The 15,316-nt window shown below is 38.4% G+C and carries 16 protein-coding genes, 3 tRNA genes and 1 pseudogene; 11 read left to right on the top strand and 9 right to left on the bottom strand.

Going from position 1 to position 15,316, the window contains the following annotated elements; genetic code table 11:
• Positions 1–28: 28 nt before the first annotated feature.
• Complete coding sequence (locus O3644_RS06115) at positions 29–1,207, bottom strand: S1C family serine protease (RefSeq protein WP_371595310.1); 1,179 nt, start codon at positions 1,205–1,207, stop codon at positions 29–31.
• A gap of 202 nt (positions 1,208–1,409) precedes the next feature.
• On the opposite strand from O3644_RS06115, the gene rlmH reads away from it, so the two are divergent.
• The 9 genes and pseudogenes from rlmH to sdaAA all read left to right on the top strand — a co-directional run bounded on the left by rlmH (position 1,410) and on the right by sdaAA (position 6,294).
• Complete coding sequence (gene rlmH, locus O3644_RS06110; RefSeq protein ID WP_048765790.1) at positions 1,410–1,889, top strand: 23S rRNA (pseudouridine(1915)-N(3))-methyltransferase RlmH; 480 nt, start codon at positions 1,410–1,412, stop codon at positions 1,887–1,889.
• Positions 1,890–1,932: 43 nt separating this feature from the next.
• A tRNA-Arg gene (locus O3644_RS06105) sits at positions 1,933–2,006 on the top strand.
• A 176-nt stretch (positions 2,007–2,182) separates the two neighbouring features.
• Positions 2,183–2,308, top strand: coding sequence for a ComC/BlpC family leader-containing pheromone/bacteriocin (locus O3644_RS06100; protein WP_045499896.1), 126 nt, complete (start codon positions 2,183–2,185; stop codon positions 2,306–2,308).
• Between the two features lie 22 nt (positions 2,309–2,330).
• A complete protein-coding gene (locus O3644_RS06095) occupies positions 2,331–3,656 on the top strand; it encodes a sensor histidine kinase (RefSeq protein WP_371595309.1) in 1,326 nt (441 codons plus the stop codon).
• Positions 3,653–4,396 (top strand): annotated as a pseudogene (gene comE, locus O3644_RS06090) (competence system response regulator transcription factor ComE). Before O3644_RS06095 ends, comE begins: the two are co-directional and overlap by 4 nt.
• A gap of 62 nt (positions 4,397–4,458) precedes the next feature.
• Positions 4,459–4,530 (top strand) — tRNA-Glu (locus O3644_RS06085).
• 5 nt (positions 4,531–4,535) lie between these two features.
• Positions 4,536–4,609, top strand: a tRNA-Asn gene (locus tag O3644_RS06080).
• 132 nt (positions 4,610–4,741) lie between these two features.
• Positions 4,742–5,413 carry an L-serine ammonia-lyase, iron-sulfur-dependent subunit beta gene (sdaAB, locus tag O3644_RS06075; RefSeq protein WP_045499905.1) on the top strand — a complete coding sequence of 224 codons (672 nt, stop codon included), beginning with the start codon at positions 4,742–4,744 and terminating at the stop codon, positions 5,411–5,413.
• Between the two features lie 8 nt (positions 5,414–5,421).
• Positions 5,422–6,294 carry an L-serine ammonia-lyase, iron-sulfur-dependent, subunit alpha gene (gene sdaAA / locus O3644_RS06070; protein WP_005591386.1) on the top strand — a complete coding sequence of 291 codons (873 nt, stop codon included), beginning with the start codon at positions 5,422–5,424 and terminating at the stop codon, positions 6,292–6,294.
• Positions 6,295–6,358: 64 nt separating this feature from the next.
• Here the strand turns inward: sdaAA and O3644_RS06065 are convergent, their stop codons facing one another.
• The 8 genes from O3644_RS06065 to yfmF all read right to left on the bottom strand — a co-directional run bounded on the left by O3644_RS06065 (position 6,359) and on the right by yfmF (position 13,611).
• A complete protein-coding gene (locus tag O3644_RS06065) occupies positions 6,359–7,018 on the bottom strand; it encodes a LysM peptidoglycan-binding domain-containing protein (protein ID WP_045499911.1) in 660 nt (219 codons plus the stop codon).
• 186 nt (positions 7,019–7,204) lie between these two features.
• Positions 7,205–7,999 (bottom strand): energy-coupling factor transporter transmembrane protein EcfT, encoded by a 795-nt coding sequence (locus O3644_RS06060; RefSeq protein ID WP_048765734.1) that lies wholly within the window; start codon positions 7,997–7,999, stop codon positions 7,205–7,207.
• On the bottom strand, positions 7,992–8,831 hold the full coding sequence (locus O3644_RS06055; protein ID WP_048765730.1) for an energy-coupling factor transporter ATPase: 840 nt from the start codon (positions 8,829–8,831) through the stop codon (positions 7,992–7,994). Before O3644_RS06055 ends, O3644_RS06060 begins: the two co-directional genes overlap by 8 nt.
• Positions 8,816–9,643: an energy-coupling factor ABC transporter ATP-binding protein gene (locus O3644_RS06050; protein ID WP_048765728.1), complete on the bottom strand. Its 828-nt coding sequence runs from the start codon at positions 9,641–9,643 to the stop codon at positions 8,816–8,818. The genes O3644_RS06055 and O3644_RS06050 overlap by 16 nt, the downstream gene beginning before the upstream one ends.
• Before the next feature lies 1 nt (position 9,644).
• Positions 9,645–10,184 carry a CDP-diacylglycerol--glycerol-3-phosphate 3-phosphatidyltransferase gene (gene pgsA / locus O3644_RS06045; protein WP_048765725.1) on the bottom strand — a complete coding sequence of 180 codons (540 nt, stop codon included), beginning with the start codon at positions 10,182–10,184 and terminating at the stop codon, positions 9,645–9,647.
• A 10-nt stretch (positions 10,185–10,194) separates the two neighbouring features.
• Positions 10,195–11,010, bottom strand: coding sequence for a cytoskeleton protein RodZ (gene rodZ, locus O3644_RS06040; RefSeq protein WP_048765722.1), 816 nt, complete (start codon positions 11,008–11,010; stop codon positions 10,195–10,197).
• Between the two features lie 58 nt (positions 11,011–11,068).
• Positions 11,069–12,364, bottom strand: a complete 1,296-nt coding sequence (gene yfmH / locus O3644_RS06035) for an EF-P 5-aminopentanol modification-associated protein YfmH (protein WP_048765719.1) — start codon at positions 12,362–12,364, stop codon at positions 11,069–11,071.
• A complete protein-coding gene (yfmF, locus tag O3644_RS06030; RefSeq protein WP_048765717.1) occupies positions 12,364–13,611 on the bottom strand; it encodes an EF-P 5-aminopentanol modification-associated protein YfmF in 1,248 nt (415 codons plus the stop codon). Before yfmF ends, yfmH begins: the two co-directional genes overlap by 1 nt.
• 189 nt (positions 13,612–13,800) lie before the next feature.
• Between yfmF and yaaA the strand changes: the two genes are divergently transcribed.
• Together yaaA and recF are read left to right on the top strand one after the other, a co-directional pair.
• Entirely contained in the window at positions 13,801–14,190 is a 390-nt protein-coding gene (gene yaaA / locus O3644_RS06025) for a S4 domain-containing protein YaaA (RefSeq protein ID WP_048765715.1), read from the top strand.
• A 3-nt stretch (positions 14,191–14,193) separates the two neighbouring features.
• Positions 14,194–15,306 (top strand): DNA replication/repair protein RecF, encoded by a 1,113-nt coding sequence (gene recF / locus O3644_RS06020; protein ID WP_371595308.1) that lies wholly within the window; start codon positions 14,194–14,196, stop codon positions 15,304–15,306.
• The last annotated feature ends 10 nt before the right edge of the window (positions 15,307–15,316 follow it).

The following is a 15,316-nucleotide window of genomic DNA, read 5'->3' as shown; positions in this document are numbered from 1 at the left end:
AAAGGTGTGTTGACAATTATGTAAAGTATTAGTTGTCACTTAAGTCCTGGGTTGATTTGGTCAATTTGATTGTCGTAGTAGCTTCTTTACCATCTCTAAAGTAAGTCACTTTCAACTCATCTCCCAGAGAGTGTCTGTAGAGAGCAGATTGTAAATCACTGGTTGACTCGACATCCTTATCGTCAACTTTTGTGATGACGTCGTATTTCTGAAGTTTATTTTCAGCAGGCATTCCTTCTTGTACAGAGCGGACAAGGATACCTGATTTTACAGATGAAGGTAGACGTAATTTTGCTAAGTCAGAAGTGGCGATATTAGATAAATCAAGCATTTGGATACCCAGAGCAGGACGAGTGACTGTTCCATTTTTCTCTAGTTGCTTGATGATATTGACAACATCGTTTGATGGAATTGCAAAGCCCATGCCTTCTACAGCAGTTTGACCATTGTGAGAGATTTTGCTGGACGTAATACCAATAACTTGCCCTTGGATATTGATGAGTGGGCCACCAGAGTTACCAGGGTTGATAGCAGCATCTGTTTGCAAGGCAGTTGTCGAGATATTTTGGCCGTCTTCAGATTGCAAAGTTACATTTCTACCCAAACTAGAGATGATTCCCTGTGTAACAGAGTTAGCGTATTCTGTTCCGAGAGGGCTTCCGATAGCAATAGCAGTTTCTCCTACTGTCAGGGAATTTGAATCTCCAAATTCAGCTACATCTTTCACCTTTTCAGAGCTAATTCTTACTACAGAAATATCAGAATAAACATCTGATCCCACTACTTCACCAGGAACCTTACTACCATCTGCTAGTAGAATATCGGGATTTTTTGCTCCATTTAGCACGTGAGTATTGGTAACAAGGTAGGCATATTTTCCTTCCTTCTTATAAATGACACCAGATCCCTCACTAGCTACTTGAGGATCACTGGTTGATTCATTATTGATCACTCCTTCCTGATTAGAACCGGTATAAGTAATCACCGATACAACTGCATTTTGTACCTTTTTTACAGCCTTTGTGGTGTCAGTTGTGTTTTTATAAGACGTTGATACAGTGGTCTTTGAGCTAGAAGGACTGATATTAGCCAATTTATTATTAAGAAATGCGGTGGCTAAATTCCCTAGGCTTCCGCCGATAAATCCTACAACTAAAACAATAAAAAGCAACAAAGATTTTTTAAAGAAATTTGAAGCGTTTTTCATATTTTCCTCCTTGATTACAATTGATGAAATTATAGAAATCTATTCTTAATTATAACTTAAAATTCACAAGTTTTCCACAAGTTGTGGAAAACTTATAAAAAATGTTGATAGAGGTTAGAAAATACATAGATTCAACCAGTTTTCCATAAAAAACTGATGTGAATAAAGTGTGAAATCCATGTGGATATGATAGAATGGAAATATGAAAATAAAGCTTGTAACCGTTGGGAAATTAAAGGAAAAGTATCTCAAGGATGGAATTGCTGAATATACTAAACGTCTAAGTCGATTTTGTAAGTTAGAAATTGTAGAATTAGCAGACGAAAAAACACCAGATAAGGCCAGTGAGGTAGAAAATCAGCAAATCCTCGAAAAAGAGGGAAATCGGATCTTAACAAAAATCTCTGAACGAGAATTCGTGGTTGCTCTAGCTATTGAAGGAAAGCAATTTCCTTCAGAAGAGTTTAGTTCGATCTTGAGCGACATCACAGTCCGTGGCTTTTCTGATATTACTTTTGTAATTGGTGGCAGCTTGGGTCTGTCTCCTGCTGTCAAAAAAAGAGCTAATCTACTGATGAGTTTTGGAAAATTGACCCTGCCCCATCAACTGATGCGCCTTGTTTTGGTAGAGCAGATTTACCGTGCTTTCATGATTCAACAGGGAAGTCCTTACCATAAGTAAATCTTGACGATACTAGATTTTTCTGATAGAATGAAAAGGTATCGGTCTCATAGCTCAGCTGGATAGAGCATTCGCCTTCTAAGCGAACGGTCGCAGGTTCGAATCCTGCTGGGATCATAATATACATTACTCAGACACGAAAAATTTCGTGTTTTTTTATTATATTTTTGAGAAAACGACATTTCAGGAATAAAAAATGACATTTCAGGGAAAGATGACAGATTATTTGAAATTTTATTTATAATAGATCTTGTAAGGTAACACTTACGAAAAAATTTTTAGGAGAATGTATTATGAAAAATACTCAGAAAAACTTTAAAACAATCGCTCAATTCCCAGCCTTGAATGAAAAAGAACTTAAAGAAGTTCTTGGAGGAGATTTTAGAAAGATAGGCCTTCCTCGAATTATTTTTAAGTAAAGGAAGTAATTAGGAGATAAAAATGATATTAAACTTCATTTTATGGTTTATATGTGAATTAATAGAAATTTTTGCAATTGTAAAAATATATAAAAAAGTAGAGAGTAAAGTAAAATCTAGATTTTACTTTATTTGTCTTTGTATTTTTACAGTTATTATTGCTCCTTTAGCATCTCTGATTAATTTATTACTCTATTACATCATCTTAATGGTGCAACCTTTCCTTTTTTATGCTTATTTTTATAAGAAAGAAAAGTTGCCTAATTATCTTTCTTTATTTTTATCTTTTTTCCTTTATTTAGCAACTCAGGCTTCGTCTACCTTTTTTTCAGTTATTATTTCATCCATTACAGGGGATCAATTTGTAAAAAGTAATTGGGCTATCTTTTATATTACGATAAACAGTATCTCTGTTTTGTTTATGCTAAAATCCATTGATTATTTTGAATTTCAACTGAGAGATTTTAAAGACTCTTCCTTTAAAAAGACAGTTCAAAAGATTAATATTTATTATTTTCTAACGATCCTCATATTAAATGTTTCTCATTGGTTAAGTGAAGACGATCATTTTAATAGTTTTAGCAGTATGCTAGCGACTATTTGTTTCTTGATCTTTATGACGACTCTTTTCTATTTGAAAGCGATTCGGGAAAAGTATGAAAAAGAAGAGGAGATTCGACAAAGAGAATTGGAACAGTTGCAGCTGCAGCAGTACACAGATGAAATTGTTTCTCTTTATAATGAAATTCGTGGCTTCCGTCATGATTATGCTGGCATGCTGACCAGCTTTCAGACGGCCATCAATACGCAAGATATCAAGGAAATTGAAAAAATATATCAAGAAGTTTTAGTCGATGCGAATTTGAAATTACGTTCGGACAAATATACCTATTTTGATTTGAATAATGTTGGTGACTCAGCTCTTCGAAGCGTTATGACAGAGACTTTGTTCAAGGCGCGTGAACACCAGATTGATTTGACATTTGAGGTTAAAGAGCCTGTTGAGACATTACCGATTAAGCTATTAGATGTGGTAAGAATGGCCAGTATTTTGCTAAACAATGCTGTTGAAGGCGCAATTGAAAGCTATGAAAAAATGATTCATGTGACTTTAGTTCAACTCGATACAGAAATCATTTTTGTTGTAAAAAATTCCCGCAAGCAAAGGAAATTAGATTTAGAAGAAATTTATGAACCAGAGTTCTCAACGAAAGGTTATCGAAGAGGCCTAGGTTTAAATAATCTGAAAGAAATTTTAGAGAATTATGAATATATCATGCTAGATACAGAAATAAGTAAGTATGATTTCACCCAAGTATTAACAATTAAAAGAAGGAATAGTTTATGAGAATCTTAGCATTAGAAGATACCTTAGCCCATCAACTCCGCATGGAAAAAACTTTAGCAGAGATTGCTGAAGAAATGGGGCTCGATATCCAGGTAAAAATCACAGGAAAAATTCAGGAATTTAAGGACTACGTCGAAAATGAAGATGTCAATCAGATTTATTTTCTGGACATAGATATAAAAGGATAAGAGACCAAAGGACTGGAGGTCGCTCGTTTTATTCGTCACCATAATCCATATGCTATTATTGTCTTTGTAACTTCAAAATCAGAGTTTGCGACCATAACTTTCAAATACAAGGTATCAGCTCTTGATTTTATTGACAAGGATATTAACGATGATTCGTTTAAAAAACGTATAAAAGAGTGTATCATTTATACGAAAAATACTTTAATAACAAACACCAACATGGTTGATTACTTTGAATATAGCTATCGAGGCAATGATGTGCGCGTGCCATTTAATGATATTTTATATATTGAAACCTCAAGCTCCTCCCATAAGTTACGGATGGTCGGAAAAAACTTTATAAAAGAATTTTATGGAACGATTGCCAGTGTTCAAGAACAGGATGAGAAAACCCAACGTTTCTTTGCTTCCCATAAATCTTTTTTAGTCAATATCGATAATATCTGCGATTATGATAAGAAAACAAAGGAAATTATATTTTATGAAGGCCGTCGTTGCCCTGTTTCTAGGCTAAGAACAAAACATTTAAAAGAAATTTTAAAAAATAAATAAAAAACTGTTGACAAAGATTCAAAACCTGATATAATAGAATATGTTCTGAAAAGAACATAGATGGTCCGTTGGTCAAGGGGTTAAGACACCGCCTTTTCACGGCGGTAACACGGGTTCGAATCCCGTACGGACTATACTATCCGCCATAGCTCAGTTGGTAGTAGCGCATGACTGTTAATCATGATGTCGTAGGTTCGAGTCCTACTGGCGGAGTAAGAGAGTTTCAGGTATGCGAATTACCAATAATGAAGAGAGGACAATTGTCCTCTTTTTTTGTATGATATCAGGCAGAAATTTGATAAGTTTGATATAATAATTTTAGAAAATATGTTCAAGAGGTTTCTTATGAAATCATTAAAATTTCAATCTGTTTTTGACATTATCGGTCCTGTCATGATTGGCCCTTCCAGTAGTCATACTGCAGGGGCTGTGCGTATCGGTAAGATCGTATCCTCTATTTTTGATGATACACCAACCGAGGTTGAATTCCAGCTTTTTAATTCCTTTGCAAAGACTTATCGCGGGCATGGAACAGATTTGGCGCTGGTAGCAGGTATTTTAGGAATGGATACGGATGATCCTGAAATTCCTAACAGCCTTGAAATTGCCCATAAACGCGGTATCAAGATTGTCTGGACTATTCAGAAAGATAGCAATGCTCCTCATCCAAATACGACAAAAATCACGGTTAAAAACGCCCATAAAAGCATCAGTGTAACGGGTGTGTCTATCGGTGGTGGAAATATTCAGGTGACCGAGTTAAATGGCTTCTCAGTCTCTCTCAGCATGAATACGCCAACCATTATCATCGTCCACCAAGATGTTCCAGGTATGATTGCCCATGTAACGGAGGCTCTATCACGCTACAATATCAATATTGCTCAAATGACGGTGACTAGAGAAAAAGCGGGCGAGAAAGCGATTATGATCATTGAGGTGGATAGTCGTAGTTGCGAAGAGGCTATCGAAGAGATCCGGAAAATCCCCCATCTCCATAATGTCAATTTCTTTAAATAGGAGAAGAGATGTTTTATTCAATAAAAGAATTGGTTGAGCAGGCTGATTTAGATTTTAATGGCAATGTTGCTGAATTAATGATTGCGACCGAATATGAATTGACGGGTCGGGAAAGAGACGAAGTTTTACGTCTGATGAGTCGAAATCTTGAGGTGATGAAAGCCTCAGTCCTTCTTGGGCTTGACGAGAGCAAGTCTCGCAGCGGATTGACCGGTGGAGACGCAGCCAAGCTACACTATTATATCCAGTCGGGGAAGGCCTTGTCAGATTATACTGTGCTGACTGCTGCAAAAAATGCTATTGCTGTCAATGAGCACAACGCTAAAATGGGGCTGGTTTGTGCAACTCCTACGGCTGGCAGTGCTGGTTGCTTACCAGCCGTGCTTACATCAGCGATTGAAAAACTAGATTTGACAGAGGAACAGCAATTAGACTTTTTGCTGGCTGCTGGTGCTTTTGGTTTGGTTATTGCCAATAACGCTTCTATTTCCGGCGCAGAAGGAGGTTGTCAAGCTGAGGTGGGCTCCGCTTCTGCTATGAGTGCAGCTGCTTTGGTTTTAGCTGCTGGTGGCTCTGCTTTTCAGGCGAGTCAAGCTATCTGTTTTGTGATCAAAAATATGCTGGGCTTAATTTGTGACCCAGTAGCTGGTCTGGTAGAAGTTCCTTGTGTCAAAAGAAATGCTATGGGGGCTAGCTACGCTTTCATCGCAGCGGATATGGCTCTGGCCGGAATCGAGTCCAAAATACCTGTTGACGAAGTCATTGATGCCATGTATCAAGTTGGGTCAAGTCTGCCTACTGCTTTCAGAGAAACAGCTGAAGGCGGTCTAGCTACAACACCTACAGGCCGCAGACTTTCAAAAGAAATTTTTGGAGAATAAAGAATAAATAGTATCTTTGAGTAAGAAAAAATGACTAAATATGTTTAGTCATTTTTTTCTTATTTTAGTAAGCCCAAGCAGATAGTCCTTGTGCACTGTAAGCACGGTAAGCTGCTTGAATTTGATCTTCAACAGTTGCAGTAGATCCCCAACCTGGCATTGTTTGGAAAAGACCACTTGCTCCTGATGGGTTGTAGGCATCGACTTGTCCGTTAGATTCGCGAGCAATAATATTTTCCCATGTAGATGCAGACACTCCTGTCATTTCAGCCATACGAGCAGCTGCGTAAGAACCTACAGCACCTGGAGTATTACCATTTGCGAGTACGACGTCTGATGAATAGGCAGAGTAGTCTGAAGTTGCAGCAACTGCAGGAGTTTCTGTCGTTACTGGAGTTTCCGTAGCTACTGGGGCAGCTGGAGTTACTGGAGCTGGGACTGCTGGTGTCGCTGGTGAGACAGCAGGTGCTGATGTTGTTTGTTTTGCAACATCTTTCAAATCACCCAATTCCAAAACTTGTCCAGTCATGATAAAATCTGGATTTGAAATTTTGTTCAATTCTACCAAACGCTCAACGGTTGTTTTCTTACTTTCAGCGATTTCTGATAAGGTATCTCCAGCTTTTACTGTATAAGATTCAGCACTAGCAACAATAGTTGATGCAAATAGTGTTGCTGTAGCAATCGTTCCTGCTAGAGTCAATTTTTTCACTTTCATACTCATTTTAAAAGTTTTCTCCTTTAGTTATAATACTATCATACACATTAAATATTACTAAAAGATTACATTTTAAGCACGAATATTACAAAAATATTGAGATTTACACATAAAAATATTATTTTAAAAGGATTTTTAGTGTATTTCATTAGATCTTTAACAAAAATATTGCTATCAAACTTATACTATTCTTTATTTTTTTAAGATAAAAAGCAAGATACCGATCAGGAAAATAGAGAGAAGAGCAAGATTGTCCATCATTTTCCAAGAAAGTTGTCGATAGCGGCTTCTTCCTTCGCCTCCACTATAGCCACGCGCCTCCATTGCGATAGCTAAGGCGTCTGCCCGCTTGAAACTAGAAGCAAATAAGGGAATTAAAATTGGAATAATTGACTTAACCTTTTGAACAATCGTTCCTTCACCAAAATCAACTCCGCGAGCCCTCTGAGCGTTCATAATTCTCGTGGTATCGTCCATTAAAGTCGGTACGAAACGCAGACTCATAGAGAGCATGAGGCCAATTTCATGCGTAGGAACTTTAAAGACTTTGAGTGGCTTTAGTAGGGCTTCTACTGCATCTGAAAGGCTGAGCGGTGTCGTGGTTAGGGTCAACAGAGTTGAAAAGAAGATAATCAAAACAAAACGGCTAAAGATAATCCCCGCTTGTGAAAGCCCAAATTCCGTAATTTTAATGAAACCAAATTGGAAAAGTACCTTGCCTCCCGCCGTTAGAAATAGCTGGAAGAGGGTGGTAAAGGCAATAATGAAAACCATTGATTGAATTCCCTTTAGGAAGAATGTCAAAGGAACTTTTGAGAGAAAAATCAGAGTAAAAACGAAAACAAATAGCAGCAAATTAGTGATGAGATTATTGGCCCAGAAAATTAATAAGATAAAGCAGAACATGGCCAACAATTTACTGCGCGGATCCAATCGATGGATGACTGAATTTCCTGGGATATACCGTCCTAAAATCAATTTATCCATGTATCATCTCCTTAAATTCCTCAATCGTAATAGGATAATGAGCAAATTCCATTCCTTTTTCAGCTAATTCTTGAGCAAATTTCGTGATTTTAGGCACTCCTAGCTGAATCTTTTCCATAAAATTAATATCTTGAAAAACCTGAACAGGCTGGCCGCATTTGACAACACGCCCCTTCTCCAAAACATAAACTGTATCAGCAAAATTCGCGACATCATCCATTAAATGGGTTACAAGAACAATGGTCATTCCAGCTTGATGCAGTTTCTTAAAGAGTTCCATCAATTCCTTTCGCCCTGCTGGATCAAGTCCAGCCGTTGGCTCATCCAGAACCAAGATATCAGGCTCCATTGCTAGGATTCCGGCAATGGCGACCCTTCTCATCTGACCGCCAGAAAGTTCAAAAGGACTGCGGCTAAACAATTCTTCAGAAATGCCAACAAGGCTTAATTTTTCACGCGCTAAAGCCTCGGCTTCTTCTTTAGAAATCCCAAAATTTTGCGGGCCAAAGGCCACGTCTTTCAAAACAGTCTCATCAAAAACCTGACTTTCAGCAAACTGAAACACCAAACCGACCTGTTTACGAACTTGTTTGATGTCCTTGTTGACAGAATTTGAAGTAATGGTAACATTGTTGACTTGCACGCTGCCTTCACTAGGGGTCAGCAAGCCATTCAAGAGCTGTAAAATGGTTGATTTTCCACTGCCAGTGTGTCCAATCAAAGCCGTATAGCTACCATCTTTGATTTCCAAATCAACTTCAAAAAGCGCTGGACCCTCAAATGGAGTTCCAGCCTGATAGGTATAACTGACTTTATTTAGAGTAATTCCCATAATTGTTCCTGCAATTCTTTTTCAGTTAAATAGGTTTCTGGTAGAGTTAGTCCAGTTTGAATCATGGCAGCTTTGACCTGGTTGACAAAGGGTTGATCTAAGCCCAAGTCTTCTAAATCAGGTCTAGAAAAGAGTTCTCTCGGTGTAGCAGTTGACTCAACCTGACCATTTTTCATAACAAGTACACGGTCACTCAGCGAAATCTCGTCCAAATCGTGAGTAATAGAGATGACTGTTAAATGATTCTTATCTTTAATTTCCTTGACAGTCCGAATTAATTCCAGACGTCCTTCTGGGTCTAACATACTTGTTGCTTCATCCAAGATGATAATATCTGGCTGGAGTGCGACTACGCCAGCAATAGCGACTCTTTGCTTCTGCCCGCCAGAAAGTCGAGCAGGTTCTCTCTCTTTAAAATTCTGCATGCCGACTAGCTTCAGAGCCTCATGGACGCGTTTCACCATCATCGGATAATCCATGCCTTGATTTTCCAGACCAAATGCAACGTCATCCTCGACAGTCGCACCAACAAACTGATTATCAGGATTCTGAAAGACCATGCCGATTTGGCGACGTTTTTCCCAAACATTATCAGCCGTCAATTTATCTCCAGAAATGATAATATCGCCACTCTCGGCCTCCAAAAGACCGTCAATCAAACGAACCGTAGTCGATTTCCCGCTGCCATTGTGACCGACAATAGATAACCATTCTCCTTGTTTCACGTGAAACGAGACGTCTTTTAAAATATAATCTTCAGACTGATGGTCATAGCGATAACTAAGATTTTTTACTTCAATGATATTTTTCATATTATTTAAATGTATCTTTAAAGAGATAGGCACTGCCCTTGAAATAATCATAGCCAGAATAAATAGTGAAAATCAGGGCTATGTAAAGGAGAATCTGACCGATTAAAGTCCAATGGAGCAGAAGAAAGAGAATGGCAAACATCTGCGTGAAAGTCTTGATCTTGCCTGGCATAGCGGCCGCTAGAACTGTTCCGCCAGTTTCTACCAAGAGGAGTCTCAGACCAGTTACGGCCATCTCTCGGCAAATGATGATAGCTACCACCCAAGCAGGAGCCATTTTCATTTCAATCAGCATGATAAAAGCGGACATAACCAGCAGTTTATCGGCCATAGGATCGGCAAATTTTCCAAAATTGGTCACGACCTGCCACTTGCGCGCCAGATAGCCATCCAGGTAGTCTGTGATGCTGGCAAGGGCGAAAATGATTCCAGCTAGGATATGCATGGCTGGAGAATGCCCAAAAGTCAAAATCAAAATAAAGATTGGAATTAAGGCAATTCTGGCAAGGGTTAAAGCGTTGGGGATATTTTCTTTTTTCATCATTCTTCCTTTATGATTCAATTGTAAGGGTAATTATAACACTGTCGCTGGTCAAGGTAGATAGGTCTATTTTTTGACTGCCGACAGTGACAGTGACGCCTTTCACTACTCCTAGAGTTATTGTATAAGTTGTATTGGGAGAGAGTGTCACTGTTTGGCTTGATTGGGTTGGAGTAAGGGTTATACCTGCTGCCAAGTCCGTATTTGTCACACTAATCCAGCTTTGGGTGTTGCTCGCTGAGATTGTTAACTGAGTAGTTTGCGACTCACCACGATATTTTGCAGTTAAATAGTTTCCTTCTCCAGTGACTTCCAGCTTTTCTTTTGTTGAGCTAGAGTCTGTAGTGGAGGTCTCAGGTGGAGTTGAACGCTCTTCGAGACTTGAGCCAGAGACGAGACTGTAACTATCGGAGCTGGTAAACTGCGGAGTAGTTGTATTTGCATATTGCCAAACATAATAGGTGACAAAAATAATGATAGACAGGGCAACTACTAGGAAATAAAAGAGCGGAAGTGAAAAGGAACGATTTTTATATTTTCTGCTTCGAAATTCTTCGTTTTCAGCTAATTCAATTTCGTCATAAACGACAGTATTATCTGTGTCGTAAGCCTCTAAAAGAATTGTCTCGTCTAAATCCAAGGCCCAAGCGTATTTTCGTAGCAGGCTACGGACGTAAAAGGCATTCGGAAATTTTTCGTATTGATTGTTTTCAAGAGCCTTTAGGTAGTCAGTTTTTATATCTGTTTTTTTGGCTGCATCTGCTAAAGTAAGTTTTTGATTTACTCGAGCAAGTCTGAGTACCTCTCCTATCGTTTTTTTTCTCATAGGGATAGTCCTTTTCTCTTAGACATTATTCTAACAAAATTTTGAAATAAACTTGGAACTATTTTGGAAAAATAGTAAAATCTGTCATATCACACTGGTCGATAAAGCGACGTCCGACTTTTAAGACGTCATTTAAAGTGATATCCTGTAAAATCTTAGGCAAATCAAAAAGATTTTCACCTTTTAAATGCGGTTCATACTGGGTTGCCATGTACTCAAGAGAATTCAGACCATGCAGAAGATCTCCAAACATTTCACTTTTAATCGTGTCTAGATGTGTTTCTGTGACATCTGGATCCTGAGCAAACTTCCGAATGGCTGAGCGGAATTGATGAGAAATTCCCACTGGTTCCTGCGTGTCCATAGTTAGGATGACAAAGTGGAAATCCTTTTCCACCTCTACTTCAAGAGTGAGCGAATTGTCAATCTTGCCATTTTCATACAGGGTCTGGAAACGCTTGGAAGTCCAACCAAACATCATGGCAAAAAGCAATTTCAGGGCAATTTTATAGCGATAAAGCTCCGTATCCTGTATCGCATCTTTCCCACGAATACCAATCGCCAACTTAGGACTAGCAACTTCCATACGACTAGTAGCGGTTGGAAGCACAGGCTGTAAGATGATAGGCTCTTTTTCAATTACTGAAGTTAATAATGGAGGCGATAAGGTCTCTTGTGTTTGGACAATGTCTTCAAAGGTGGATTCCAAATCAAAATTTCCAATGACAAATAAAGTCATGTTGGACGGACGGTAGAAAAGCTCGAAGTTCTCTGTCAGATCTTCCACAGTAATATCCATGATTGACTCTGTCGTTCCGGCGATATCTTCTGCTAGTGGAGTTTGAGGGTAGAGATTGCTCAAAGCACCAAAGAAGAGCCGATAATCTGGATCGTCTTGGTACATTTCGATTTCTTGTTGGATAATTCCTTGCTCACGCTGAACAGATTCTTCTGAAAAATTAGCTTGGGAAACGAGTTCCTGCAAAAGCTTCAGATTTTCCGCTACATAGTTTGTCGTAGAAAACAGATAGCTGGTACGTGTAAAGCTTGTAAAGGCATTACTTTCTGCGCCAAACTTGGTAAATTCCTGCAGCAAATCCTCGCCGTTTTCACGCTCGAATAATTTGTGCTCCAAAAAATGCGCAATCCCTGCTGGATAATGAGAAACTTGCTTTGTTTCACGTGAAACAACCTTAGTATCAACAGAGCCAAAATGTGTTGAGATGATGCCGTAGGTTTCATTAAAATCATTTTTAGGGAGTAGGTAAACTTGCAATCCATTTGCTAGCACCGCCCGATAGATGCTTTCTCCCACGGCTATATAATTGATTTTTTCTAGACCTGGATTCTGCATTATTTCCCTTCCATAAAGTAAATCGCCTGTAATTTCAACTGCTGGGCTGCCTCTATAAGATCAGCTTTGCTGACATTGTCTAATGCTTTCAGCCAAGCCTCTAGTGATAGAAATTTTTTCCCTAGAACAGAGGACATGTAAGCACGCTCAATCAAGGTGTTTTGTCGATCCTGAGCCAGAAGTATTGAATTTTTCAGCATATTCTTGGTTTGCTCAAGCTCTTCATCTGTGAAATGCCCCCGCTTCAAATCTAGAATTTGGCGGTTGATTAAAGCGATAGTCTTTGTCCGATTTGCTCGGTCAATTCCAGCATAGATTCGCATCAAACCAGAAAAAATATCAAAACTACTAGAAATAGTGTAGGCTAGGCTCTCTTTTTCCCGAACATTGACAAAGAGTTTGGAGTGAGCAAATCCTCCCAATAAGCCATTTAAAACAATCAGGGGCAGATGGCCTCTATCTTCATATTGACTAGAAAAATGGTAGGCCAGTTCAACAATAGACTGATGCACATCTCGCTGCTCCAGCTTTTCTTTGGTTATATTTGAATAGTTTTGTTGGTAGCTAAGCTGTAAAGGCTGCTCTCGTTCAGAAAAATGGAATTCTTGGATTTTCTCACGGACAGCGATTTCATTGAAATCACCGATGAAGAAAAAATCGATTTGATCTTGATTTAGCATTTGCTGAAAAGCAGCGAAACTAGTTTCAGCTGTTTCTTTTTCTACTAGCTCGATTGTTGCCACGCGTGGAATCCGCATTTCTGGTAAATCGTAAAATAAATTATTTAACTCTCTGTGAGCATGGTAGAAATGATTCTCAATTTCAGCCTCCAAGTCTGTTAAAACATTTCTCTTTTCAATCTCAAAAGTTTTGGTATCAAAAGCCTGTCCATTTGACAGAGGAAAAAAGAGACTAGCCTTCAAAAAATCTAGTATTTCATCTGCCAACATATTTTTACGGCTCAAGAATTGATCCCGCACGAAAGAAAGATTGATATCTAGATAATGCACTAATCCCCGTCGTGAAAGGCTTGTCGAATAATTAGCCCCATATAAATTTGCTAATTTTTCTCGAAAGGCTTGTGATGTTGGGTATAGAGCATTTGAAGTTTCCAGCATACTGGCCGTAAGAACCCGCCCAGCTATTGTTTTTTCAGACATAGGAGCTGAAAATCGCACTTTAATTTTATTGGTTTTAAATTTTTCTGATTGAATGAAGTGAAGATGTACTCCTTTTATGATTTCCATTGCTCTCCTCATACCGAATAATATAGACTTCTATTATAACACGAAATGCTGTTTAATGCTTTGTAAGGAACGGCATTTTTAGAGATTAAAGCGTTTTCTATTTTTCTAGTAAAACTTGTCCTTAAATGAGACTACCACGGAACAGTTTCCGCTTAAATTATGATATAATGACAAGGATTGAGGTGAAATATGGAATATAAATTATTTGACGAATACATTACTCTACAGGCTCTCTTAAAAGAAGTCGGTATCATTCAAAGTGGCGGAGCAATCAAGTCCTTTTTAGCAGATAATCAGGTCTTTTTTAATGGCGAACTAGAAAATAGACGGGGGAAAAAACTTAGAATTGGAGATGTCGTCTCTCTCCCAGATCAGCAACTGGAGATTATCCTCCTTGCTCCAAGTCAGGAGGAAATTCTTGAACATCAAGAGGAGCAAGCAGAGAAAAAAAGAGTGGCGGAATTAGTTAAAGCCATGAATAAGGACTTGAAAAAATCTCAACCAGCGAAAAAAGAACAAAAGAAAAGAAAGCCCGAGCAGAAAAGTAAAAAAGCACCTGTTCGCTTTCCAGGAACTTAAGCCATGTGGTTAAAAACGCTGAAAATTAAACATTTTCGTAATTACCAAGCTGCAGAGGTTGATTTTGATCCTGGCCTTAATATCTTTCTGGGACAAAATGCACAGGGGAAAACCAATATTCTAGAAGCCATCTATTTTTTAGCCCTTACTCGCAGTCACCGGACCCGAACCGATAAGGATTTGATTCATTTCCAAGAGAATAATCTTCAAATTTCGGGAATTATTGAAAAAACAACGTGTAAAATCCCACTTGACATCGAGTTGACACCAAAGGGGAGAATCACCAAAATAAATCATTTAAAACAAGGGAAATTATCAGATTATATAGGGGTTGTCAACGTTGTCTTGTTTGCTCCAGAAGATTTACAGCTCATTAAAGGAGCCCCTGCTTTACGCCGAAAATTTATTGATATTGAGCTTGGGCAAATCAAGCCCATCTACCTTGCTGACTTATCTAGTTATAATCATGTGCTCAAGCAAAGAAATGCCTATCTTAAGGCCAATGACAAGGTAGATGAAACCTTTCTCTCTGTTTTAGATGAGCAACTGATTGATTTTGGTTGTCGTGTCATGCAACATCGCTTAGACTTTATTGAAAAGCTAGAAGGTTTTGCTCAGGAAAGTCACAGCGATATTTCTCAAGGAAAAGAGAAATTGACAATCAAGTATTTATCCTCTGTTCCGTTTTTATGCCTCGAAGATTTAGAAGCTTCTTTTAAATCAGCCTTATCAGAAAGTCGTAGACGCGATCTTTTCAAAAAAAATACTGGTGTTGGACCTCACCGAGACGATATCAACTTTTTTATCAATGATATGGATGCCGGATTTGGTAGCCAAGGCCAGCACCGTAGTGTTGTTCTATCTCTCAAGTTAGCTGAAATCAAACTAATCGAAAGTTTTACAAAAGATACTCCGATATTATTGCTTGACGATGTAATGAGCGAACTTGACAATATGCGTCAATTAAAATTGCTAGAAACTATCTCTCAAAACATCCAAACTTTCATTACGACAACCAGCTTAGATCACTTACAAAATCTACCAGAAGATATTAATATTTTTCAGATAAGTCAGGGTGTAATTAAGAAAGAAGAAAATGTAGGTTTTACAAATTAGTAAAATAACT

It is taken from the genome of Streptococcus sp. 27098_8_113 (assembly GCF_041432545.1).
Classification (GTDB): Bacteria; Bacillota; Bacilli; order Lactobacillales; family Streptococcaceae; genus Streptococcus.
This window is presented reverse-complemented; position numbering and strand designations above follow the sequence as displayed.